The sequence below is a fragment of the Lentzea atacamensis genome (assembly GCF_003269295.1).
GTDB lineage: Bacteria > Actinomycetota > Actinomycetes > Mycobacteriales > Pseudonocardiaceae > Lentzea > Lentzea atacamensis.
Genome location: NZ_QLTT01000010.1, coordinates 90,347 through 112,800 on the forward strand (window position 1 = coordinate 90,347; position 22,454 = coordinate 112,800).

Here is a 22,454-nt window from a genome sequence, read left to right on the forward strand (position 1 = left end):
TCTTCTGTCCACTGCTCGAACTTGAGGGGGTTCGATGACTGCCGGCGGTTTCAACGTCACGTCGGACGTGCTGGAAGCGCACGCCAAGGCCCTGGAGGGCCTGCACGGCCGGTTGCAGGGAGCAGTGGACGCGGCGAACACCGTGTCGATGCCGACCGACGCGTACGGGATCATCTGCCAGCCGTTCCGCATGCTGCTCGATCCCGTTGAGCAGTGGGGCCTGGACGCGCTGAAGGGCGTCGCCGAGGCGATGGACTCCACCGCGAAGCGCGTCACCGAGACCGCGAAGCACTACCAGGCCGTCGAGGACCAGATCGCCAACACGCTGAAGGGCTTCTGATGTCCACGCCGAACCCCTTGGTGGCGCAGGCGCCCGCGGAACCGTCCGGATTCTTCAACGCCGGCACCGGTGACAACGGCTGGGCGACCGGTTTCCACATCGCCGACTCCGCGGTCGACGCCTACAAGGGCATCTCCGAGGGCAACTGGATCGAGGGCGGCCTCGGCGTGCTCGGCCTCGCGGCCGACGCGGCCTCGATGGCGATCGACCCGTTCGGCACCCTGCTGTCCTCCGCGGCCTCGTTCCTGATGGAACACATGCAGCCGTTGAAGGAAGCGCTGGACTGGCTGGCCGGCGACCCGCCGGTGATCGAGTCGTACTCGACGACGTGGAAGAACGTCTCGCAGGAGCTCGGCAAGATCTCGGCCGACTACAAGGCCGCCGTCGACCAGACCGCGTCGTGGACCGGTGCCGCCGGCGACGCCTACCGCGCCGCGGCGGGCGAGCAGCTGGACGCGTTGTCCGGCGCGGCTTCCACCGCGGGCTCGGTCGGCACGGTCGTCGGCGTGATGGGCATGGTCGTCGGCTTCGTGCGCGAGATGGTGCGCGACCTGATCGCCGACCTCGTGGCGAAGCTGATCACGTGGGTGCTCGAGGCCGTCTTCACGCTGGGCTTCGGCACTCCGGTCATCGTGGCGCAGGCCGTGACCGCGATCTCGAAGTGGGCGACGCGGATCGGCGAGCTGATCCAGAAGCTCATCAAGACCATCAAGAAGGTCTCGCCGCTGCTGGGCAAGCTCGTCGAGATCTTCACCAAGATCATGAAGGTCGTCGGCAAGCTGGTCGGCAAGGTGACCGGTCTCGACGTGATCTCCACGAAGTCCATCAAGCCGGGCGGCCTGTTCCACCGCACCGACTCACCGGACCTCTCGCCTTCGGGCAGCCCCGGCTCGCCTTCCTCCCCTGACGGCTCACCTTCGTCCACTCCGGACTCTTCGCCGTCGTCGTCCACACCGGACAGTTCGCCGTCGTCGCCGTCGTCGCCTTCTTCACCGTCGTCGCCGTCATCACCGTCGTCGCCTTCTTCGCCTTCTTCGCCTTCTTCGCCTTCGTCGCCGTCGTCGCCTTCTTCTCCGTCCACTTCGTCGACACCGGACGCGCCTTCACCTTCTCGGACGCCGGACAGCTCGTCGCCGTCGTCCGCGTCGTCCCCGTCGCGCACCCCCGACAGCCCGTCGACGCCGGACGCCCCGTCCCGGACCCCGGACAGCTCCTCTCCCAACGCGCCGTCGCGCACCCCGGACAGCTCGTCCCCGGACGCCCCGTCGCGCACCCCGGACACCCCCTCAACCCCGTCGTCCGCCCGCACCCCGGACAGCTCCCCGTCCTCCCCCGCGGGCCCCGGCGCCCCGCACACGTCGTCCACGCCGGACACCCCGTCGCCCAGGAACACGGGCTCGACCGTCCAGTCCTCGGTGGCACCCCCGATCGACGCCCCGACCCGCGCCGACGCTCCGCAAGCCCCGTCGCGCACCCCGGACAGCTCCCCGTCGTCCACTCCCCCGCAGGCCGCCCCGGCAGGCGCCGGCGCCCCGAACGCCGCCGGCAACCCCCCGTCGTCCCCCGCCGCGGGCCGCCCGTCGACCGGCGGCCAGGGCTGGACCGGCACCCCGGGCAGCCGAGGTGATCTGGGCGCGAGCGCCCCGCCCCCGCGCTCTCCCGACATGTCGACGTCGGCCTCCCGAGCCGACGCCCCCGCACGCCCGACGTCGATGCCGCAGTCCCCGTCCGCGCCGTCGATGCCGTCTTCCCCGTCCGTCCCGTCGAGCGGCATGCCCTCAGCCGGCGCCCCGTCCAGCGGAATGCCTTCCGCCGGGGCACCGCACGCTCCGTCGGCAGGGTCCCCGCACGCCCCGTCGGCAGGCAGCCCGTCGGGCTCCCCGAACACCGGCCGCCCCGACGCAACGCCTCCAAGCCGCGCCACGGCCCCATCGACAGCCGCCCCACACGCGCCGTCCACGCCGAACATGCCCCCGGCAGGGGCCCCACACGCCCCGTCGATGGGCGGCGCCCCGCACGCTCCCTCCGCCGGAGCTCCGCACGCCCCGTCGTCAGGCGCCCCACGCACCGACGCGCCAATGCGCCCGCAGTCATCGCCCCCGATGACCCCGAACGCACCCCATACCCCCACACCTTCGGCCCGCACCGACGCCCCTCAGGCCCCGACGCGCCCGAACACGCCGCAGGGCGGCCCGTCCGCCCCACACGGCCCAGGCGCTCCGTCCCACAGCCCGAACACGCCGTTCCGACCGGACTCGCCGCACAGCGGCCCGTCTGCGCCGTCGCGTCCCGACGCACCACACAGCGGGCCCTCCGCGCCGTCGCGAACTGACGCGCCCAACGCACCCTCACGTCCCGACGCACCTCACAACAGTCCTTCCGCGCCGTCGCGTACCGACGCCAACGGTCCCTCCGCTCCGTCACGGCCCGACGCGCCGTCGCGCCCGGACGCGCCGTACAGCAGCACGACGCCGTCCTCGCGTGCCGACGCTCCCCACAGCCCCAACGCACCGCACAACGGCCCGTCTGCGCCGTCGCGACCTGACGCGCCGAACGCTCCGCACGGCGGACCCAACGCCCCGCACGCACCCAACGCTCCGCACGGCGGGCCGAACGCGCCCACCTCCCGTCCGGACGCACCACACGGCGGACCGTCCCGTCCTGACGCCCCGAACCGCCCGGACGCGCCGCACCGGCCCGACTCCCCGTCGCGCCCGGACGGCAGCGGCCCCGGCAACCGTCCCGACGGCACCAGGCCCGACGGCACCAGGCCCGACGGCACCAGGCCCGACGGCACCAGGCCCGACGGCACCAGGCCCGACGGCACCAGGCCCGACGGCTCACGGCCGCACAGCCCGGACGGCGCCCGTTCCCGCGGCACCGACACCGCCGAGGCCCCGCACCGCGCCCCGGACGGCAGCGGTCCAGGCAACCGTCCCGACGCCGACGCGCCCCACCGCCCGGATGCCGACAAGCCGCACGACAGCACCCCGGACAAGCCGCACGACGGTGACTCCGACGCCCCGAACAGCAAGGACCCGGACGCCCCGCCCGCGGATCGCCCGTCCCCGGAAGAGGCACACGCCCGCCACGCCGAGTCCACCCCGGCCGGCGTCTCCCACCACGGCGGCGACCCGGACATGGGCGACCTTCCCCACAAGGTCCCCGACGACCCGCGCTTCTTCACCGCGGACGTCCACATCACCCCGGACGGCAAGGCCCGCATCGGCGGCCACGACTACACCCCCGCCGAGTACGCCGACATGCTCCGCCGCTCCGGCTACGACGGCAGCAAACCCGTCCGTCTGATCGGCTGCGACGCGGGCAGCAACGACTTCGCGCAGCAGCTGTCCAAGCACCTCGACGCCCCGGTGGTCGCCCCGACCAAGCCGGCGTGGACCGACAGCCACGGCCGCGTCTTCACGAGCGACGCCGAGCTCCGGCCCGACGGAACTCGCGAGCCCAAGATCCCGCCGAACGGCGAGTGGGAGACCCACCACCCGGACGGCTCCAAGTCCAAGGCGAGCGACGACGGCTTCGCGCCCGGCACGCACGACAAGGACAAGGATCTCGACCCGGCCGACGCGAAGGACCGCGCGGCCGACGACACCGACACGTCGGGCACCCAACCGGACAACGACCCGCGTCCCAAGGTCACGATCGACGCAGGCCACCCGGACGCGCCGCTCAAGAGCAAGCCGTTCGGCCGCGAACCCGACGGCACGCCCAGCGTGCTGCAGGCGAACACCAGGTACGAGGTGACCGACAAGGCAGGCAGGGAGCGCGGCACGTTCATCACGGGCGACGACGGGCGCATCAAGGAGATCCACACGACCTCCGGCGAGAAGGGCAACTGGCGGCCCGACAGCAGGCAGCCGTTCCCGAACGCCACGTACCACGTCACCGGCCAGAAGGGCAGCGTCTACCAGTTCCACACCGACGCCGAGGGCCGCACCCAGCGCATGGAGGGTGAGCTGGTGCACACCGGCTCGGACGACGCGCGCCGCAGCCCGGACCAGGGCCCGGTCGGCCACGAGGGCCGCGACGAGTACCGCGAGCACAACAAGAAGACCATCGAGGAGTTCCGCAACCAGCACGGCCGCGACCCGGAGCCGCACGAGGTCACGCTCTACGAGGACGTCGGCTGGAACGGCGGCCACCTCGCGGGCACCGAGTTCGACGGTCCCGGCGAGTACATCAACATGGTCCCGATGCTGGAGGACCTCAACCAGCGCCAGGCCGGGACGACGCTGGCCAACAACTTCCGCGCGCTCGAAGAGCACTGGGGTGACCTGCTCAACCAGACGCCGAAGCCGAAGCTGGACGTCCAGATCGACATGACGTACCCCGATGGTAAGAAGACGCCTACCAAGATTCGAGTGCAGTACTGGGTCGACGGGGTACCGGAGCCACCTCTGGTCTACAAGAACATCCCGCCCCGGAAGATGTAGTCAACCGGAAGGAACTGTTTCGTCATGTCGGAACCCGGTCCGCTCTCTCCGCCCGAGCAGGAGGAAGTAGTCCAGAACGCCTGCGCGGCCCTCGTGCGGGAAGCCCCAAACGGCTGGCAGCAGATCCGGTTCGAGTTCTACTCGACGGTCGGCATCGACAGCGCCAGGTTCGAGGTCACGGCGCAGGACGGGAGCGAGGTCAAGCTCGCCCCTCCGATGAGCGCCATGGACCCGCTCGGCGACCTGCGGACAGAAATGTACGAAGAGGGCAAGGGCAGTTGGTTCACGGCCAGGATCGTGATCAACCCACCCGGCAGCTACTCCGTCGAGTACGACTACGACGGCGAGCCGGCCTTCAAGCCGCCGCTGCAGGCCGACGTGTACGCCCTCGACTTCGAGCACTTCCCGCGCTCGGAGGAGAACACGCCCGACTGGCTTCGCGCGAAACTCGCCGAAGCGGCCAAGACCGAGTAACGGAACCGAGCCACCCGGACGCGCCCACGCCTCACCCCGATCGCTTCGCCACGCCGCCCGCTGTGCGAATGCTCCTGGCCACCTGGCTCGTGACCACGTGAACGGGTGGAGGTGCCCGACCGGCCCGCGCGCGCGACGGCCGCCCGATAAGATCAGCGGGCGTTTTACGGGGAGAGGGGCGAGAACCACATGAGCCAGCCGGCGACACCGCTGAGCGAGCAGGACCAGCAGCAGCTGGTGCGGCAGATCGGCCGTGCCATGCTGCCGGCCGTACCGCAGGGCTGGCAGCGCATCCGGGCCGAGTACCGGGCGGCGGGCAGGCACATCGAGGTCGACCTGGCGTTCGCGGGTCCCGACGGCCAGCTGCGGCCGGTGCGGCCGCCGATGGACGTGGTGCAGATGTTCGGCCAGCTGCGCGCGGGCATGTACCACCCGGACCGCGGCACGTGGCTGAGCGCGACCTACGAGATCGAGGCGCCCGCGGCGTTCACGGTCGACTTCAACGCCGAGGACGAGCCGCGCTGGCGCAACATGCCGCCGCCCATCGGCTTCCGCGACGAGCTGCAGACGTTCCCTCGCCCGGACCGGCTGATCCCGGACTGGTGGCGTCAGCGCGTCGGCCTGCCGCCGCTGCCCGCGCCCGAGCCGGAACCGCAGCAGGAGTACCAGGTTCCGCCGCCGAGCCAGGCGGCGCCGCAGCCGGACCAGCAGCAGCCGGGCGAGCTGCGGACCGCGAAGGTGTACGACGGCAAGAACGACGACGGCCGCATCATCGTCAACCGCCAGCCGATCGACCCGCAGCTGGTGGACAGCCTGCTCAACTACCTCGAGTCGGCGCCGGTCGTGCTGGCCGCGCGCAGCTACGACCTCGACGAGTTCTCGCAGAGCGGTGAGCAGGACGTGCCGCTCAACTTCCGCACCGACGGCACCTGGATCTGGGCCGGCGCCGTGCCGCACTACCTGCGCAAGTACGGCCTCCCGCCGGAGCCGGAGCTGGTCGCGCACGCGGCGGCGCGCGGTTTCCAGGTCGGCGAGGTCAGCAACCAGACGCAGGACCGCGCGGTGTCGATCATCACGGGCCAGAGTTAGTGGTGTGGCCGGAACGTTGCCGGGGGGATTCGCGGTCAGACGGGTGCATCGCGCCCTGCTGAGCGTGAATCACCTCGCCAACGTTCCGGGACGCGCCACTAGGTATCAAGCGTTCGCAGGTACGCCTCTCCCCGCGGGGAGAGGCGATAGCCCACCTCCAGCGACTCGGTGAGCCCCTTCGCCTTGAGCTTGCGGACGTCCGCCTTGAACGGCAGCTTCTCCCTGCCCACCGACGCGGCCAGGTCAGCGGCCCGCACACCGGGGTTCGCCGCGATCAGGCGCAGCAACGCCACCGCGGCCTCGGACAGCTCAAGCCCGTCCACATCGGACGATGAGCGCAACGCGATCCGCGGATCGTCACCCACGAAACGCAGGCGGATCCGGTAAAGCGAACCCTCACGTCCCTCCACAGAGGACATGAGTGCCGCGACCGTGGGAAACCCGGCGGCAACGGCCTCGGCACGGGAGACCCGCGACACGACGTCCACGGCGTCGATCGCCAGCACGCCCAGCGACGTCCGCAAGGTCCCGCCCGCGCGCACCGTCGGCCGCTTCCACCGCCGGAACTGCAGCGTGACCTCACCGGAACGGATCCGCTGCCAGTCAGCCACCCGGATCAGCACCGGACGAGGGTCTCAGGTTGCGGGCCCCACCGACAGCCGAGACGATCCGGAACCATGCAACGCTGGTGGCTCTTCACGGTGCGCGGAGTGTTCGCTGTCCTCTTCGGTCTGGCCGCCCTCATCTGGCCAGGCCTCACCCTGCTCGCCCTGATCATCCTGTGGGGCGCCTACGCGTTCGTCGACGGCGCGACGATGCTGTACCTGACCCTCACCCACAAGGAGTGGCCCGCCCGCTGGGCACTCGGCCTGATCGGCGTGCTGGGCCTGGTCACGGGCTTGGTCGCGTTGTTCTGGCCGGGCATCACCGCGGGCGCGTTGCTGCTGCTGATCGCGGCGTGGGCGCTGGTCACCGGTGTGCTGCAGATCGTCGACGCCATCCGCCTGCGCAAGGTGATGACGAACGAGTGGTTCTACATCATCACCGGCGCGCTGACGGTGCTGCTCGGCATCATCCTGATCGCGAACCCGGCTGCGGGCGTGATGGCGCTCGTGATCACCATCGGGGTGTTCGCGATCCTGTGGGGCGTGGTGCTGGTGCTGTTCAGCCTGCGGTTGAAGCAGCACGACGGCGGTCTCGTACAACCCGTACCGCGAGCGTGACCAGCACGGCGACCCCGACGAACACGTAGAGGTTGCCGATCACCTGCTGCCACCACGCCCACTGCTGCTCGACGTCGTTGTCGCGAGGGAACAGCCAGTGCGGCCCGACGGCGAACACCGCCACGACCGCCCACGGCGCCCAGTGGCGGCGCAACGAGGCGCGCGACAGCAGCACGAGCGCGGGCGCGATCCAGATCCAGTGGTGTCCCCACGACACCGGCGAGATCAACAGCCCGCCGATCGCGACCACGAAGAACGCCTCGACGTCGCCCAGCCGTGAGGCCAGCCACCACACGGTGGCCACGACCAGCAGTGACAGCACGACCCACACCGCGACCTGGGCACCGCTATCCAGCCCGAAACGCGCCAGCGTGCCGCGCATGGCCTGGTTCGACGCGTAGGTGAGGCGCCCGACGCGGCTCGGGTCGAGCAACGCGTGCGTCCAGTACTCCTTCGCGTCGCCGAACGCGATCACGAACCCGAGCAGCCCGAAGAAGAAGAACGACGCGATCGACACGAACACGGGCTTCCACTGCCGCCGCGCCACGAAGTACAACGCGAAGAACGCCGGCGTCAGCTTGATCGCGGCCGCCAGCCCGATGAGCGCGCCCCGCGGCCACCACCGGGTGCGTTCCAGCAGGCAGTCGGCCATCACGAGCACGGCGAGCAACAGGTTGATCTGGCCGAACCAAAGCGTCTCGCGCAGCGGGTCGAAGATCGACGACACCGCGGCCGCGCCCAGGCCCCACTTCACGGCCTGAGGCCCCCAGCCGAGCACGCGCTGCGCCGCGATCAGGCACAGCGCCGTGAGCATCGCGAGGTTCGCCACCGCCACCGCGAAGATCGCGACGACCAGCGGCACGAGCGCCAGCAGGCTGAACAGCGCCGCGGCGATCGGCGGGTACGTGAACGGCAGGTCAGGACCACCGAGAGGCTTCGCGAAACCCTCGGCGTAGAGCGGGAGGCCCTGCAGCAGCGCGTCGCCACCGTTGCGGTAGACCCGCAGGTCGAGCGACCAACCCGGCGGGCGGGACAGCACGTACGCGAGCGTGGCGACCATGACGGCGGCCCACGCGACGATGGCCCGCTTGGCGCCCCGGTCCAGCTGCATCGGGGAATCGTAGCGATGCGTCAGATGAGGTCCACGTCACCGCTCCGCACCGGGAAATCTCACGTAGCGTCGTTGCGTGAACGCGCAACGTCGAACGTTTAGGGTCAATGCCCTGACAAGGCGCACAAATGCGCACGCGCGAGATATTCTGTGCGCATGAGTCCCGCGCTGGAGACGGTGCTGGCCAAGGCCGGCCTGCAGGTGACCCCCGACGAGTTCATGGCCCTCGTGACCGACGCGGCGCGCCGGCTCGCCCCACCGCACCCGGAACCGGCCACCTACTTCACGCCGGACCAGCAGGCGGCGCTCACCGACGTGGGTCTCGACCTGTCCCCGGCGGGCGCGTCCGACGCCCTCCCGCGCACCCGCACCGTCGTCGCACACGCCGTGCTGCGCGACTCGGCGCTGACCGTCGCCGAGGCGGCGCGCCAGCTTCAGGTGGACACGAGCCGCATCCGGCACCGGCTCGGCGTCGGCAGGCTCGTGGGCTGGAAGGACAGGGGCAGCTGGCGGCTGCCCGCGTGGCAGTTCGCGGGCACCGGCGTCCTGCCGGGCCTGGAAACCGTGCTGGCGGCGGTCCCGTCGGACCAACCGGCGCTGGTCGTCGCCGCGTTCATGACCACCCTCCAGGAGGACCTGCCCGTCGACGGCAAGCCCGCGACCCCGCGCGACTGGCTCCTCGCCGGAGGAGACCCGCGCCGCGTCGCCGATCTGGTCTCCGTGCTCGGCACCCCCGCCTGAGCGCTCCCGAACACCCGACAGGACCCGAATGTCACGGCTTCCGCAGCCGCCTGCCCCTGCCGTGCTGCAAGCACACCTGCGCCGCACCGAGGACGTGGTGGCGGTGCACCGGGCAACCCGCCTGGTCCGCGTCTTCACGGCCAAGGGCTCCCACCCGCAGCGCTGGAACACGTTCCGCTACACGGGCCCGCTCCCCCACGCCCGCTTCGACGCGCAACAGCCGGCCGCCGACGGCAGTCCGGTCCAGGACCACGAGAACGGCGTCCTCTACTTCGGGTTGTCCGTGCGCACCTCCATCGCCGAGGTCTTCCAGGCCACCTCGATCGTCGACCGCCGCACCCGCAGCCCGTTCCTCGTCGTCCTGCGGCCGCGCCGGACGTTGAGGTTGCTGGACCTCGGCGGCCTCTGGCCCACCCGCGTCGGCGCCTCGCAGGAGATCTCGACGGGTCCCAAGCTCGTGACGCAGGCCTGGTCGCGCGCGATCCGTGCCGCCTACCCGGAACTGGACGGTCTCTGGTACCGCTCTTCCATGGATTCCGGTGACCCGGCCATCTGCCTGTGGGATCCTCCCGGGGCATCAGGCCTCCCAGCGGCACCGGACGTGCTGCTGCCGCTGGACCACCCCGGCCTCGACCTGCCGCTGGCGCGGGTGTGCGAGGAGCTCAACTACACGCTGCTGGGGTGACGAAGTGCGGGACGACCTGCCGGAGACCGTGCCGAGCGCGCACCGCCTCGAAGCCTGGACCACCGCCGGTGACCTGCTCGGCTGCTGGGACGGCACCGAGGCGGCGGCGGTTCTCGAGCTCGTCGCCACCTTCCCCGGCGAGGAAGGGATGCGGTGCTTCAACCCCGGCTACGCGATCTGGGCGTACTCGGCCGACGGGGAGTTCCTGTTCGACCTGGAGTTCTGCTACCGGTGCCACTGGGTGGGCGTGCGGGAGCAGGGGCAACGGCAGCGCCTCGTGCCGTTCGACCCGGAGTCCGTGCCGGCAAAGGAACTCCTGGCCCGCTTCCTGGCCTTCGAGCCGTCCACTCGGGACTGACAGGGCCTGACGACCCTGTCCGCCGTCAGGGCGCGTACCTAGCCTGAACGGATGCGCTTCGCGATCGCCGGGGGTGGTGTCGCCGGGCTGGCCGCCGGCCTGGCGGTGGCGCGTGCCGGGCACTCGGCCGTCGTGGTCGAGCGCGACCACGTGACTTCCCAGGACGACCCGGAGGGCGCGTTCGACGTCGTGCGCAAGGGCATCCCGCACTTCCAGCAGCCGCACACCTTCCTGCCGCGCGGCCGCCGGGTCCTGCGCGACCTCGCCCCCGACGTCATCGCCACCCTGCTCGACGCCGGCGCCGAAGAACAGGACGTGGCCGCCAAGCTGTCAGGCCCGCGGCAGCCGGGCGACGAGGACCTGGTCTACCTCTGGGTGCGCCGCCCGATGATCGAATGGGCCCTGCGCCGCGCCGCCGCGGCCGAACCCGCGGTGCGCCTGGTCGCGGGCAGGCAGATCGCCGGCCTGATGCCCGGTGCGAGCGGCCTGCACCTCGACGACGGGCAGGAGATCCGCGCCGACGTCGTGGTCGACGCGCTGGGCCGGTACCGCTGCCCTCCCGGCTGGCCACGCGCCTCCGCCCAGCCGAGCGAGTGCGGCGCGATCTACTACTGCCGCTACTTCGAACTCGCTCCCGGCGCCAAGCACCTCGACGGCCCCTGGCTGCTGAACCCCCGCGGCGACCTCGGCTACATGGGCTTCAACACCTTCCGCGGCGACAACAACACCTTCGCGGTGATCTTCCTGGTGCCCAGCGCGGACCACGACCTCCGAGTGCTGCGCGACGACCACGCGTGGATGGCCGCGGCCAGAGCCATCACCCCGCTGGACGTGATGACCTCTCCCGACCACGCCCGCCCCATCACCGGCGTGATGCCGATGGGCGGCCTGGCCAACATCGACCGCACCGCGGGCCCCGGCGTGCCGGGGCTCATCCCCGTCGGCGACGCCTTGTGCCACACCGATCCCGCGTTCGCCTACGGACTGTCGTTCGCCCTGGTGCACGCCCAGGTGCTGGGCCGCGCCAGCACCACGCACACCACCCCGGCCGACCTCACGGAGGCCTACCTCGCCGACGTCGGCCCGGAAGCCCGCGAACGCCACACCTTCGCGCTGGAGACCGACGCGGCGCGCACCCTCGCGTGGAGCGGCACACCGGTCGACATCAGCCGGCGCGACGGCTGCTATCCGTTGTTCGCCTTCGGTGCGGCGCTGGCCGCGGCACCACACGACGACCACGTGCTGCGCCGGATCATCGGCCGCATCGGGCTGCTCGACCGGGTCTCCGTCTTCGACACCGACAGCGACCTGCACGACCGCATCGAACGGATCTGGGCGGGCCTGCCCCGCACGCGACCGGGACCGCCTCGGGAGGAGCTGCTCCGGGCGGTCACGGCCGAACGGGTCAGCTCTTGAGGTAGCGGCCCCACCACTCCAGCACCGCGTCGAAGCGCTGCTTGCGGTGCCGCGGCTGCCCGGAGCGCGTCAGCTCGTGCCCCTCGCCCGGGAAGATCAGCATCTCGGCCTCGACGCCACGCCGCTTCAGTGCCACGAACATGCGTTGGGCCTGTTCGAGCGGGCAACGCCAGTCCTGCTCGGAGTGGACGACGGCGAACGGGAGGTTGATCTTCTCGACGTAGGTCAGCGGCGACATCACGCGGTGGGCCTCGGGGTCGGTGCCGCAGTAGGCGTCGGTGAAGAAGTAGCCGATGTCCGACGAGCCCGAGAACGAGTCCCAGGCGTTGACGGCGCGTTCGCTCCACGCCGCCTTGAAGCGCTCGCCGTGGTGAGCGGAGAGCCACGACGTCATGAAGCCGCCGTAGGAGCCACCCATCACGCCGACGCGTTCGGCATCGCAGTCGGCGCGGGCGAGCGCAACGTCCAGAACGGACAGGACGTCGTCGACGTCGACGGTGCCGAACCTGCCGATGACCGCCTGGCCGTGGGACTGGCCATAGCCCGCCGAGCCGCGCGGGTTCGGCAGCACGACGGCGTAGCCCGCGGTGGCGTAGACCTGGGCCTCGTCGAAGAAGCCCCAGCTGTGGTACATGAACGGGCCGCCGTGCACCGCCAGGACGACCGGGTGCGGGCCCTCGCCGTCCGGCAGCACGAGCCAGCCGTGCACCGGGTAGCCGTCGGAGGCCGAACCGGAGAGTTCGACGACGCGGCGGGCCGGCACCGACGAGAACGCCGTGCGCACACCGGTTCCGACGAACTCCACCTGACCGGGGCTGTCCGGAGTGGACACCACGGCGACCACAGTGGACCCGTCCGTGGCGAACGAGCGAACCGCGGCCTCGGAGCCCGTGAGCACCTCGCCGGGGCCGCCGTCGAACGGGATCCGCCGCAGCTCCAGCGCGCCGCGGTTGCGCACGACGAGCAGCACACCCTCGGCGTCCGCCACGGGCTGGCCGGAAAGCCGTTCCACGTCAACGGTTTCGACGTCGGTCAGCCGGACCGGGGAAGCGGAGCCGTCCAGCGGCGCCTTCCACAGACCGTGGTTGCGCGCCACCGCGTCGATCCCGGTGAAGTCGGTGCCCAGCCAGTACAGCGAAGTCCCCGCCACGAACGGCATCGAGGTCTCGCCGGCACCGCGCACCAGCAAGGACACCTCGCCACCGGCAGCGGGAACCGTGTACAGGTCGGAGTGCAGCGTCTCGACCGCGCCGAGGTCGCGCGGCGCCACGAACACCAGGGTCGAGTCGTCGAGCCACGCCGGGTCGGACACGTCGTGCGAGCCGTCGGTCAGCTCGGAAACCGTGCCGTCCAGGTCCACCACGTGCAGGCGCGAGCGGCGGTCGGCGAGGAAGCCGACGTCGTCGACGCGGTAGTCGAGGCGCGTGATGCGGCGCGGCGCCTCGGCCTCGGGGCCGTCGTCGGTCGTGCCGTAGCGGCCGGCCTCAGGCACGCGCGCCACGAAGGCGATCCGCGTGGAGTCCGGCGACCACACCGGGGCACCGGCGCCCAGCGGCAGATCGGTCAGCCGGCGGGGCTCACCGCCGTCCACCGGCATGACGTACAGCTGCGGCTTGGACTTTCCGGTGACACGCAGGAACGCGACCGAACGACCGTCCGGGGAAATGCGCTGCGCATTGTCGCGATCACCGTGTGTCCACGGCATTGTCGTGCCGTCGGGGAACACCCGGTGCAGACCGCCCCGGTAGGTGTTCGAGTCGAGATCGGGCGTGGCGATGCTGACCAGCACCAGGTCTCCCGACACGGCGACGGTGCCGGGTGTGGTGAGCAGCGACAGGTCTTCGGGGCGCACGGCCAGGACGTTAACAGAGCTTGTTAGCAAAGCTCATAACCGTTTGTTGACCGATCACAAAAATTGACTCGCCGCATAGATTTCCGCGTATGACGCGCATCGTGTTCTCTGGGGGCAGGGTCTTCACCGGCTCGACGGCCGAGCCCGGCGACGTGGTGGTCGAGGACGGCCGCATCGTCGACGTGGGCATCGGACTCGACGGCGACACCGTGGTCGACGCGACCGGCCACACGGTCCTGCCGGGGCTGTTCGACTGCCACGTGCACTTCATGTTCAGCGGCGCCGACCTGGTGCGGTCGCTGAACACGCCGTTCTCGCTGCCGTTCTACGAGGCGATCGGGAACATGAAAGCAACGCTGCAGTGCGGCATCACCACGGTCCGTGACGCGCTCGGCGCGGACCTCGGTGTGGCGGAGGCGGTCCGGCGCGGCCTGATCCAGGGGCCGCGCATGCAGATCGCGGTCAACATGGTGTCGCAGACCGGCGGCCACAACGACGACTGGATGCAGTGCGGCGCGCACATCTCGCCACCGCTGCACCCCGGCCTGCCGAACACCGTCGCCGACGGTCCCGAGGAGCTGCGCAAGGTCGTCCGCACGCTGGTGCGCCACGGCGCGGACATCATCAAGATCGCTTCCAGCGGTGGCGTGATGTCGCCGCGCAGCAACCCTCGTCACGCGCACTTCCGCGACGAGGAGATCGCGATGATCGTGCAGGAGGCGAACGCCGCGGGCATCGCGGTCATGTCGCACGCCATGAGCGGTGACGGCATCCTCACGGCCGTGCGCAACGGTGTCAGGTCCATCGAGCACGGCGTGTTCCTCACCGACGAGGGCGTCGAGGAGATGATCAAGCACGGGACGTGGCTGGTGCCGACGCTGATGGCGCCGCGCATGGTGCTGGACCAGGCCGCGGCCGGCATGGCGATCTCGGACGTCATCCTGGACAAGGCGAAGTCCGTTGTCGCGCAACACTTCCAGGCGTTCCAGAAGGCGCACCAGGCCGGAGTGAAGATCGCGATGGGCACCGACTCCGGCGTCGGGCCGCACGGCGACAACCTCAACGAGCTCACGCTGATGGTCGAGTACGGCATGTCGCCCGCCGAGGCGATCCAGGCGACCACCACGTCCGCCGCCGAGCTGATGCGCCTCGGAAACGAACTCGGCGAGCTCGCCCCTGGCAAGCTCGCCGATCTCGTACTCGTGGAGGGTGACGCCGAGCAGCACGTGAAGGCCGGAACGCTGAAGCAGGCCATCCGCGCCGTCTACCAGAACGGCGTCCCCGTGATCTAGTGGTTGGCGCCCACGTGCTTCTGGGCTTCCGGGTCGCGCCTCACCTTGAGCAGGCTGGCGATCGTCGTGATCGCCAGCACGCCGATGATCACCGACAGCGAGACCTCGATGCCGATCGTCGGCACGTGGAACGGCTCGCCGCCGTTGAGGAACGACAGGCTGTTGGTGTGCAGCGCCTCGAGGATCAGCTTCACGCCGATGAAGCCGAGGATCACCGAGAGGCCGATCGAGAGGTAGACGAGCTTCGACAGCAGGCCACCGAGCAGGAAGTACAGCTGGCGCAGGCCCATCAGCGCGAACGCGTTGGCCGTGAACACCAGGAACGGCTCCTTGGTGAGGCCGAAGATCGCGGGGATCGAGTCGAGCGCGAAGAGCAGGTCGGTGGAGCCGATCGCGACCATCACGATGAACATCGGGGTCACGAAGCGCTTGCCGTCGATCTTGATGAACGACTTGGAGCCGTGGTAGTCGGGCGTCACCGGGAAAACCTTGCGCACCATGCGCAGCATCAGGTTCTCCTTGAACTCCTCTTCCTCTTCCTCGTGGTTCTCCCGCGCCAGCTTCCAGCCGGTGTAGATGAGGAACGCGCCGAAGATGTAGAAGACCCAGCTGAACTGGCTGATCAGCGCCGCGCCGGCCGCAATGAAGATGCCGCGCATGATGAGGGCGAGCAGGATGCCGATCAGCAGCACCTTGTGCTGGTGGATCGCGGGCACCTTGAACGTCGTCATGATGATCAAGAAGATGAACAGGTTGTCGACGCTCAACGAGTACTCGGTGATGTACCCGGCGAAGAACTCGCCCGCGTAGACGCCACCGGAGAAGTACCAGATCCCGAGGCCGAACAGCACGGCCATCGCGATGTAGAAGATGACCCAGCGGGCGGCTTCCCCGATCGTCACCTCATGGGGTTTTCGATCGACGATGACGAGGTCGACGGCGAGCAGAACGAGCAGACCCACGATCGTCGCGATCCACATCCATGCGGGGACGTTCACAATCCAACCTCCGGGATAATCAGCGCACGCCAAATGACCCGGAGGTCTCCTCCGCCGCTGAGACGATCTCTCGAACGCGACCGACGGCACCGGAAGCTCCACGCTGAGCTTCGTACTGACGACACCGCCGCTTAGGGAGTACTCCCCTCCATCCTGCGTGAATATTGTGCTCTACAAGGTCCGGTTAGCGCCACACAGGGTGAGCATGCCCACGCAACCTGGAGCAATGGGAATACGGAGCGTGTCGTTCGGGCCGGAACCTGTCGTTACCTGAAGCCCTGCTGAAGATCGACTCTTGCTGAGACCGGGGGCGGATCCCGACAGGCCGTTCTCAGCAAAACTCGCATATCGTCATCAACGTGTCCCGCCTCTCCCGCCTTCGCGGCAGGTGGACGATCCCCGCATTGATCGTGGTCCTCGCCCTCGTCGCAGGCGGCGTGTACTTCACTCGATCCGGGGACGACCCCGTGGCCGTTCCCTACAAAGAAGCGAACATCGACGCACCTGAGAGCCCTGACAGCACTCAGACGGTGACGATCGAGACGCGTCTTTACCTCCCCCAGCAGACACCCGCGCCCGCGATCATGCTCGCGCACGGTTTCGGCGGCAGCCTCCGCAGCGTGCACACCCAGGCCGAGGAGTTCGCTCGCCGCGGCTTCGTGGTCCTGACGTGGTCCGCTCGCGGTTTCGGCCGCAGCACCGGCCAGATCGCGCTCAACTCGCTCGACCGCGAGGTCCGCGACGCCCAGAAGCTCCTCGACTTCCTCGGCACCCGTGACGAGGTGCAGAAGGACACCGGCGGCGACCCGCGCGTCGGCGTGACGGGCGCGTCGTACGGCGGCGCTCTCTCGTTGCTGCTCGCAGGTGTCGACAAGCGCGTCGACACGCTCGTCCCCGTCATCACCTACAACGACCTCGCCCAGGCGCTGCTGCCGAACTCCTCTTCGGCGACGCAGCGTCCGGACGTCACCCCTGCCGCCACCGCGTTCGGCGAGGACGGCGTCTTCAAGCGCTCGTGGGCGGGCATCTTCTTCTCGGCGGGCATGACGTCGATCGACCTCTCGTCGCCCACCGGCGAGGCGCCCGAAATGGGCCAGACGGAGTCGAACCAGCCCGCCACGCAGCAACAGCCGGGCGGGAACTCGGGTGCCGCCGGTCAGCCGCCGACGCCTTCACTGGGCGCGTGCGGGCGCTTCACCCCCGAGGTGTGCGCCGCGTACACGGAGGTCGCCACGACGGGCCGCGCCTCGCAGCAGACCCTGGAGCTGCTGCGCAGGTCGTCCCCGGTCGCCGTGACCGACCAGATCAAGCAGCCGGCGATGCTGGTGCAGGGCGAGCAGGACACCCTGTTCGGCCTCGACCAGTCCGACGCGACCGCGCGTCAGATCACCGCGGCCGGCGGCAAGGTGAAGATGGTCTGGTACGCGGGCGGCCACGACGGCGGCAACCCCGGCACCGCACTGCGCGGCGAGATCGCCGACTGGATGGCGTTCCACCTGCAGGGCAAGGGAACCGATCCCGGCACGGGCTTCGAGTACACGGTGCAGGGCGCGTTCCGCTCGTCGGGCACGCCGTCGCTGCGCACCGTCGTCGCACCCTCCTACCCCGGTCTCTCCGGCGCCGCCACCGAGCGCCGCACGGTGAAGCTGAGCGGGCGGGAGCAGGTCGCGGTGAACCCGGCGGGCGGCAACCCGGCGGCGATCAGCAACCTGCCCGGCCTCGGTTCCGCTCTGGCGCGCTCGTCGTCGATCTCCTCGCGGTTGTCGATCGACCTGCCCGGCCAGGCCGCGGTGTTCACGTCGGACGCGCTGGACTCGCAGCTGCTGCTGACCGGTTCGTCGACGGTCCGTCTGCGCGTCGCGCGCGGCGACCAGTCGTCCGGCGAAGCGATCCTGTTCGCGAAGCTCTACGACGTGTCGGGCGACGGAACTCGGGTCCTGCCCGGCTCCGCTGTCGCGCCGTTCCGCGTGGCGCTGCCTCCGGACGGTTCCGCCGCCGAGGTGACCGTGACGCTGCCGCCGGCCGTGCGTCCCGTCGAGAGTGAGCACAAGCTCGCGCTGGTCGTCTCGACGACGGACCAGGCGTTCGCGAACGCCGAGCAGCCGGCCGCGTACCGGATCTCGCTGGCGTCCGACGAGCTCTCGGTGCCCGTCGTGCCCGGCCGCAACGTGACGACGGGCTTCCCGACGAGTGCCCTGTGGGGCATCTTGATCACGCTGCTGGTGCTCATCGGCGCCGGTGTCATCGCGATGTTCCGTCGCCGCCTGGCCCACGACTCCGATCCTTCGCTGTCCGACGTGCCGCTGGTGATCTCAAACCTGACGAAGTCCTACCCCGGCGGCCTGACCGCGGTGAAGGATCTGTCGTTCCGCGTGGAGCACGGCCAGGTGCTGGGTCTGCTGGGTCCCAACGGCGCCGGCAAGACCACGACCCTGCGGATGGTGATGGGCCTGATCCACCCGTCCGAGGGCAACATCCGGGTCTTCGGCCACAAGGTGACGCCGGGCGCGCCCGTGCTGTCGCGCATCGGTTCCTTCGTCGAGGGTTCCGGCTTCCTGCCGCACCTGTCCGGCGCGGCAAACCTGCGCCTGTACTGGGCGGCGACGGGCAGGCCGCTGGAAGAGGCGCACATCGAGGAGGCGCTGGAGATCGCCGGCCTCGGCGACGCCGTGCACCGCCGCGTGCGCACGTACAGCCAGGGGATGCGCCAGCGGCTCGCGATCGCCCAGGCGATGCTCGGTCTCCCGGACCTGCTGATCCTGGACGAACCGACCAACGGACTCGACCCGCCCCAGATCCACCAGATGCGCGAGGTCCTGCGCCGCTACGCCGCGGCGGGCCGCACGGTGCTGGTGTCGTCGCACCTGCTGGCCGAGGTGGAGCAGACCTGTTCGCACGTGGTCGTGATGCACAAGGGCCAGCTCGTCGCCGCGGGCGAGGTGGCCGACATCGCGGCGGGAGGCGGCGAGGCGACGTTCCGCGTCGACTCCCCCTCGAAGGCGGCCGATGTCCTGCGGGGCCTCGAAGGCGTGCACGACGTGCACGAGGACGAGGGTGCCGTGCACGCGTCGATGAACGGCGTCCCGCGCGCCGCGGCACTGTCTGCTCTCGTGGCAGCCGGTGTGGCCGTGGACCAGGCGGGTCCGCGGCGAAGGCTGGAAGACGCGTTCTTGGAGCTGGTCGGTGAATGACTTCCTGATGGCAGCGGCGTCCGCCACGGCGGGCGCCCCGAACCCCGGCGCGCTCGAGGTGCTGGCGGAGGCCGGCCTCGACGTGGCCGGCGAGGTGGCGGAAACGCACGACGAGGAGGGCACCGAATGAACGCCGCGCAAGCTCCCGCAGGCGTCCCCTCCCCGAATGCGCACACGCCGCCCACCGGGCAAGGGGGACCCCTGATTCCATTCTCCCAGCCGGCACCGACAGTTCCGGGCCGGGCGCGTCGCGAACGGACCGTTCACAACAGCGGTTCGCGCACGGCCGAATCCATCCTCACCGCGAACCCGAACCGCACGAAGGCGCCAGCCCGGCAGGAGTTGGACCGGTGAACGAACACGACGTCCACACCGACCCCGGCGCGATCACCGAGCTGACCGACGCGGCCGCCAACCAGCACACCGAGGTGGCACCGGACGGTTCCTCGAAGGGCTACAGGGCGCGCAGAACGCTCCGCATCCGGGTGGAGCTGCAACGGCAGATCCGCCGCCGCAGGACCCAGCTCGTGCTGGGCTTCCTGGTGCTGCTGCCGTTCATCCTCGCGCTGAGCTTCGAAATCGGTCAGTCCGACCCGAACCGCCGCTCCGGCGGCTTCGTGGACCTCGCGACGGCCAGCGGCATCAACTTCGTGGTGCTCACGCTGTTCGTGAGCGGCAGCTTCCTGCTGCCGATGATCGTGGCGCTGTTCTTCGGCGACACGATCGCGTCCGAGGCCTCCTGGTCGAGCCTCAAGTACCTGCTGGCGGCGCCGATCCCCCGGCACCGCCTGCTCCGGCAGAAGGCGATCAGCAGCGGCATCCTCAGCTTCTTCGCGCTGGCACTCCTACCGGCGGTCGCCCTCGCCGTGGGCGTCGTCTGGTACGGCGCGGGCGAGGTCGTGAGCCCGACCGGCGAGGCGGCACCGTTCGCCGACGGCGTCCTCGGTGTCGCCCTCGCCGTCTGCTACATCGCGATCAACCTGTTCTGGGTAGCCGGACTGGCGCTGTTCCTGTCCGTGTCCACCGACGCGCCGCTCGGTGCGGTCGGCGGCACGGTGCTCGTGTCGATCCTGTCGCAGATCCTCGACCAGATCGAACCGCTCGGGGACCTGCGCAACTACCTGCCGACGCACTACGCGATGTCGTGGGCCGACCTGCTCTCGACCGATGTGGACTGGTCGGAGATGACGCGCGGGACGTTCTCGGCGCTCGTCTACGGCGGCATCTTCACGCTGCTCGCGGCGCGCCGGTTCAAGACCAAGGACATCACGAGCTAGCTCACTGCACGCAGAACTCGTTGCCCTCGGGGTCGAGCATGGTCACCCAGTGGCCCTTGCCGTCCTTGAACTCCTGGACCTTCGTCGCGCCGAGGGCAACGAGACGATCAACAGCGTCGAGACCCGCGTTCACATCGAGGTGGACGCGGTTCTTGGCCGTCTTGCCCTCCGGCACCCGCTGGAAGAAGAACCGCGGCCCCTCGCCCTCCGGGTCGATGATCGCCGAGTAGTCGTTCAGCGACTCGTAGGGGATGTTGTTCTTGACGGCGAAGTCCTCCCACGACTCGAAGCCGGGCGGTGGCGGCTGCACCACGTAACCGAGTGCCTCCGCCCAGAACTCAGCCAGCTTCCCGGGGTCCGCCGCGTCCATCGTCACCTGGATTCCGATTGCCATGAAGCAACCGTAGGACCCAATGCGGACAACCACTGTCCGGAGTAGCGTCCCGTCTCATGTCACGTCCTGTGCACTTCGAGATCCACGCCGCAGATCCCGATCGCGCGCGGCGCTTCTACTCCGCCGTCTTCGGCTGGAAGATCGAGAAGTGGGGCGACATCCCCTACTGGGTCATCACGACCGGCAACGACGACCAGCCGGGCGTCAACGGCGGCCTGCTGCCGCGCAGGGGCCCCGACCCGGCGCCCGACGCGCCCGTCCACGGCTACGTCATGACGATCAGCGTCACCGACATCGACGCCACGATCGCCGCCATCGACCTCAACAACGGCACGGTGGCGCTGCCCAAGGACAAGGTGCCCGGTGTCGGCCTGCTCGCCTACTACAAGGACACCGAGGGCAACATCTTCGGCATCCTGCAGCCGGAAGAACGTTAGGCCGGCCGCTTCCGCTTCGGCAGCCGCGCGACGACAGCCTCGTAGGAGCCGTCGACCAGCTCCAGCAGGTCGTCGTCCGGCACCGATCCCTTGAGCGCGATGGTGTTCCAGCCGTAGCGCCCGACGTACCCGCTGACCGTGATGTCGTCGGGAAAGCGCTCCCGCCACGGCGCGGCGGCCTCGGCGTCGACCCCGCACTTGAGCCCCACGGTGTGCACATCGAGGCCGATGAACGCGAATGCTTTGCCTCCCACCTTGCACACCAGCTCTGCCTCGCCCCACGGATACGTCTCCTCCGCGCCCGGCTTGCCGGCGCAGTAGGCGATCAGTTCGTCCAGTGTCACAACGGGATTATCGCGCGCCGAACACCGAGACGAAACGTGTGAGCAGCTCCGCGAACACCGCCCGCTCCTCGTCAGTCCAGTCCGCCATGGCCGCCGCGCACGCCGTCTGCCGCGCCCGGTGCAGCTCAGCCGACGTGGCGCGCCCCCGCGGCGTGCGCACGAGCAGCACGCGCCGCCCGTCCGCCTTGTCCGCGACCCGCGACACCAGCCCGGCGTCGACCGCGCTCGTGACGAGCTTGCTGGCGCGTGGCTGATCGACGTGCAACGCCGACGCCACACTGGAAACCGTTGCCTGCGTGCCTGTTCGCTCAGCCATCTCGACAACGTCCAGCACGTCGAAAGCCGGTACGGCCAGCTCGGCGAGCGCTCGGCGTGACTGACTGCGCCGCATCGCGATCAGAGCCTGCTCCACCGCGGCGAGGTGGGAGTCCACATCCACCGTGTGATCATTGCCCTCCTGTGCCGTGACGAAAGCTGTCAGCCGACATCTCACCCCAGAGAGCGATTTCTGCCGCGGGCACTGACCGTCACCCGGCCACTCGATCACCCGCCGCATCCACCGACTTCACTAGGAGCGACACCAACTCGCTCCTAGGGGACAACGGGCGGGACGGTGCACCCGCAGGTGCCGGCGTGTTCCTGCGGACACCGGTGTCGTACCTGGGGCACGTGGCGGAGTGTGTCGCGGCGGAGGCCAAGGCGCGCGAAAGGAGCACGACAATCCATAATGGACAGTCGCGCCGGGACGCAACCACCGAACAAAGGGTTGAGACGGCCTACG

The 22,454-nt window shown here is 70.1% G+C and carries 21 protein-coding genes; 14 read left to right on the forward strand and 7 right to left on the reverse strand.

The window, feature by feature from the left end; translation table 11 throughout:
- Positions 1-34 precede the first annotated feature (34 nt).
- From C8D87_RS35720 to C8D87_RS35750, 4 genes are all read left to right on the forward strand, one after another.
- A complete protein-coding gene (locus C8D87_RS35720) occupies positions 35-340 on the forward strand; it encodes a type VII secretion target (RefSeq protein WP_109640978.1) in 306 nt (101 codons plus the stop codon).
- Positions 340-4,791, forward strand: coding sequence for a DNA/RNA non-specific endonuclease (locus C8D87_RS48755; RefSeq protein ID WP_146771962.1), 4,452 nt, complete (start codon positions 340-342; stop codon positions 4,789-4,791). The genes C8D87_RS35720 and C8D87_RS48755 overlap by 1 nt, the downstream gene beginning before the upstream one ends.
- A gap of 24 nt (positions 4,792-4,815) precedes the next feature.
- Positions 4,816-5,265 carry a hypothetical protein gene (locus C8D87_RS35745; protein ID WP_112230229.1) on the forward strand — a complete coding sequence of 150 codons (450 nt, stop codon included), beginning with the start codon at positions 4,816-4,818 and terminating at the stop codon, positions 5,263-5,265.
- Positions 5,266-5,454: 189 nt separating this feature from the next.
- Positions 5,455-6,354, forward strand: a complete 900-nt coding sequence (locus tag C8D87_RS35750; RefSeq protein ID WP_112230231.1) for a hypothetical protein — start codon at positions 5,455-5,457, stop codon at positions 6,352-6,354.
- Between the two features lie 98 nt (positions 6,355-6,452).
- Here C8D87_RS35750 and C8D87_RS35755 read toward each other — a convergent pair whose 3' ends face one another.
- Positions 6,453-6,977: a hypothetical protein gene (locus C8D87_RS35755; RefSeq protein WP_112230233.1), complete on the reverse strand. Its 525-nt coding sequence runs from the start codon at positions 6,975-6,977 to the stop codon at positions 6,453-6,455.
- 54 nt (positions 6,978-7,031) lie between these two features.
- Here C8D87_RS35755 and C8D87_RS35760 point away from each other — a divergent pair, with 54 nt between their 5' ends.
- Entirely contained in the window at positions 7,032-7,577 is a 546-nt protein-coding gene (locus C8D87_RS35760) for an HdeD family acid-resistance protein (protein WP_112230235.1), read from the forward strand.
- Here the strand turns inward: C8D87_RS35760 and C8D87_RS35765 are convergent.
- The gene (locus C8D87_RS35765) at positions 7,519-8,688 is read right to left on the reverse strand and encodes a glycosyltransferase 87 family protein (protein WP_112230237.1); all 1,170 of its coding nucleotides are present in this window, start codon (positions 8,686-8,688) and stop codon (positions 7,519-7,521) included. The two genes, C8D87_RS35760 and C8D87_RS35765, sit on opposite strands and share 59 nt — an antisense overlap.
- Positions 8,689-8,844: 156 nt before the next feature.
- On the opposite strand from C8D87_RS35765, the gene C8D87_RS35770 reads away from it, so the two are divergent.
- Genes C8D87_RS35770 through C8D87_RS35785 form a run of 4 tightly spaced genes read left to right on the forward strand, consistent with a single transcriptional unit; the run spans position 8,845 to position 11,888 of the window.
- Positions 8,845-9,429 (forward strand): DNA-binding protein, encoded by a 585-nt coding sequence (locus C8D87_RS35770; protein ID WP_112230239.1) that lies wholly within the window; start codon positions 8,845-8,847, stop codon positions 9,427-9,429.
- 28 nt (positions 9,430-9,457) lie between these two features.
- Positions 9,458-10,114 carry an RES family NAD+ phosphorylase gene (locus C8D87_RS35775; protein WP_109640988.1) on the forward strand — a complete coding sequence of 219 codons (657 nt, stop codon included), beginning with the start codon at positions 9,458-9,460 and terminating at the stop codon, positions 10,112-10,114.
- Positions 10,115-10,118: 4 nt separating this feature from the next.
- Positions 10,119-10,472 carry a hypothetical protein gene (locus C8D87_RS35780; protein WP_112230241.1) on the forward strand — a complete coding sequence of 118 codons (354 nt, stop codon included), beginning with the start codon at positions 10,119-10,121 and terminating at the stop codon, positions 10,470-10,472.
- 51 nt (positions 10,473-10,523) lie between these two features.
- Entirely contained in the window at positions 10,524-11,888 is a 1,365-nt protein-coding gene (locus tag C8D87_RS35785; RefSeq protein WP_112230243.1) for an NAD(P)/FAD-dependent oxidoreductase, read from the forward strand.
- Here the strand turns inward: C8D87_RS35785 and C8D87_RS35790 are convergent.
- The gene (locus tag C8D87_RS35790) at positions 11,878-13,740 is read right to left on the reverse strand and encodes a S9 family peptidase (RefSeq protein ID WP_112230245.1); all 1,863 of its coding nucleotides are present in this window, start codon (positions 13,738-13,740) and stop codon (positions 11,878-11,880) included. The two genes, C8D87_RS35785 and C8D87_RS35790, sit on opposite strands and share 11 nt — an antisense overlap.
- Before the next feature lie 89 nt (positions 13,741-13,829).
- Here C8D87_RS35790 and C8D87_RS35795 point away from each other — a divergent pair, with 89 nt between their 5' ends.
- A complete protein-coding gene (locus tag C8D87_RS35795; RefSeq protein WP_112230248.1) occupies positions 13,830-15,032 on the forward strand; it encodes a metal-dependent hydrolase family protein in 1,203 nt (400 codons plus the stop codon).
- Here the strand turns inward: C8D87_RS35795 and C8D87_RS35800 are convergent.
- Positions 15,029-16,030: a TerC family protein gene (locus tag C8D87_RS35800; RefSeq protein WP_109640993.1), complete on the reverse strand. Its 1,002-nt coding sequence runs from the start codon at positions 16,028-16,030 to the stop codon at positions 15,029-15,031. The genes C8D87_RS35795 and C8D87_RS35800 overlap by 4 nt on opposite strands.
- A 359-nt stretch (positions 16,031-16,389) precedes the next feature.
- On the opposite strand from C8D87_RS35800, the gene C8D87_RS35805 reads away from it, so the two are divergent.
- The 3 genes from C8D87_RS35805 (at position 16,390) to C8D87_RS35810 (ending at position 20,498) form a co-directional block, all read left to right on the forward strand.
- Positions 16,390-19,221 carry an alpha/beta fold hydrolase gene (locus C8D87_RS35805; RefSeq protein WP_109640994.1) on the forward strand — a complete coding sequence of 944 codons (2,832 nt, stop codon included), beginning with the start codon at positions 16,390-16,392 and terminating at the stop codon, positions 19,219-19,221.
- On the forward strand, positions 19,214-19,351 hold the full coding sequence (locus C8D87_RS46405) for a hypothetical protein (protein ID WP_170155271.1): 138 nt from the start codon (positions 19,214-19,216) through the stop codon (positions 19,349-19,351). The genes C8D87_RS35805 and C8D87_RS46405 overlap by 8 nt, the downstream gene beginning before the upstream one ends.
- A 220-nt stretch (positions 19,352-19,571) precedes the next feature.
- Entirely contained in the window at positions 19,572-20,498 is a 927-nt protein-coding gene (locus tag C8D87_RS35810; protein ID WP_109640995.1) for an ABC transporter permease, read from the forward strand.
- A gap of 1 nt (position 20,499) precedes the next feature.
- Here C8D87_RS35810 and C8D87_RS35815 read toward each other — a convergent pair whose 3' ends face one another.
- Entirely contained in the window at positions 20,500-20,892 is a 393-nt protein-coding gene (locus tag C8D87_RS35815) for a VOC family protein (protein ID WP_109640996.1), read from the reverse strand.
- Positions 20,893-20,948: 56 nt separating this feature from the next.
- Between C8D87_RS35815 and C8D87_RS35820 the strand changes: the two genes are divergently transcribed.
- Positions 20,949-21,329: a VOC family protein gene (locus C8D87_RS35820; RefSeq protein ID WP_109640997.1), complete on the forward strand. Its 381-nt coding sequence runs from the start codon at positions 20,949-20,951 to the stop codon at positions 21,327-21,329.
- On the opposite strand, the gene C8D87_RS35825 is transcribed toward C8D87_RS35820, so the two are convergent.
- Together C8D87_RS35825 and C8D87_RS35830 are read right to left on the reverse strand one after the other, a co-directional pair.
- Positions 21,326-21,673: an MmcQ/YjbR family DNA-binding protein gene (locus C8D87_RS35825; RefSeq protein ID WP_109640998.1), complete on the reverse strand. Its 348-nt coding sequence runs from the start codon at positions 21,671-21,673 to the stop codon at positions 21,326-21,328. The genes C8D87_RS35820 and C8D87_RS35825 overlap by 4 nt on opposite strands.
- Before the next feature lie 7 nt (positions 21,674-21,680).
- Positions 21,681-22,112, reverse strand: a complete 432-nt coding sequence (locus tag C8D87_RS35830; protein WP_233440151.1) for a MarR family winged helix-turn-helix transcriptional regulator — start codon at positions 22,110-22,112, stop codon at positions 21,681-21,683.
- Positions 22,113-22,454: the final 342 nt, after the last annotated feature.

What these genes read in the sequence shown, in the direction of transcription:
- C8D87_RS35720 (WP_109640978.1), top strand. Translation starts at nt 35, where the DNA reads ATGACTGCCGGCGGTTTCAACGTCACGTCGGACGTGCTGGAAGCGCAC.
- C8D87_RS48755 (WP_146771962.1), top strand. Translation starts at nt 340, where the DNA reads ATGTCCACGCCGAACCCCTTGGTGGCGCAGGCGCCCGCGGAACCGTCC.
- C8D87_RS35745 (WP_112230229.1), top strand. Translation starts at nt 4,816, where the DNA reads ATGTCGGAACCCGGTCCGCTCTCTCCGCCCGAGCAGGAGGAAGTAGTC.
- C8D87_RS35750 (WP_112230231.1), top strand. Translation starts at nt 5,455, where the DNA reads ATGAGCCAGCCGGCGACACCGCTGAGCGAGCAGGACCAGCAGCAGCTG.
- C8D87_RS35760 (WP_112230235.1), top strand. Translation starts at nt 7,032, where the DNA reads ATGCAACGCTGGTGGCTCTTCACGGTGCGCGGAGTGTTCGCTGTCCTC.
- C8D87_RS35765 (WP_112230237.1), bottom strand. Translation starts at nt 8,688, where the DNA reads ATGCAGCTGGACCGGGGCGCCAAGCGGGCCATCGTCGCGTGGGCCGCC.
- C8D87_RS35770 (WP_112230239.1), top strand. Translation starts at nt 8,845, where the DNA reads ATGAGTCCCGCGCTGGAGACGGTGCTGGCCAAGGCCGGCCTGCAGGTG.
- C8D87_RS35775 (WP_109640988.1), top strand. Translation starts at nt 9,458, where the DNA reads ATGTCACGGCTTCCGCAGCCGCCTGCCCCTGCCGTGCTGCAAGCACAC.
- C8D87_RS35785 (WP_112230243.1), top strand. Translation starts at nt 10,524, where the DNA reads ATGCGCTTCGCGATCGCCGGGGGTGGTGTCGCCGGGCTGGCCGCCGGC.
- C8D87_RS35795 (WP_112230248.1), top strand. Translation starts at nt 13,830, where the DNA reads ATGACGCGCATCGTGTTCTCTGGGGGCAGGGTCTTCACCGGCTCGACG.
- C8D87_RS35815 (WP_109640996.1), bottom strand. Translation starts at nt 20,892, where the DNA reads ATGGCAATCGGAATCCAGGTGACGATGGACGCGGCGGACCCCGGGAAG.
- C8D87_RS35820 (WP_109640997.1), top strand. Translation starts at nt 20,949, where the DNA reads ATGTCACGTCCTGTGCACTTCGAGATCCACGCCGCAGATCCCGATCGC.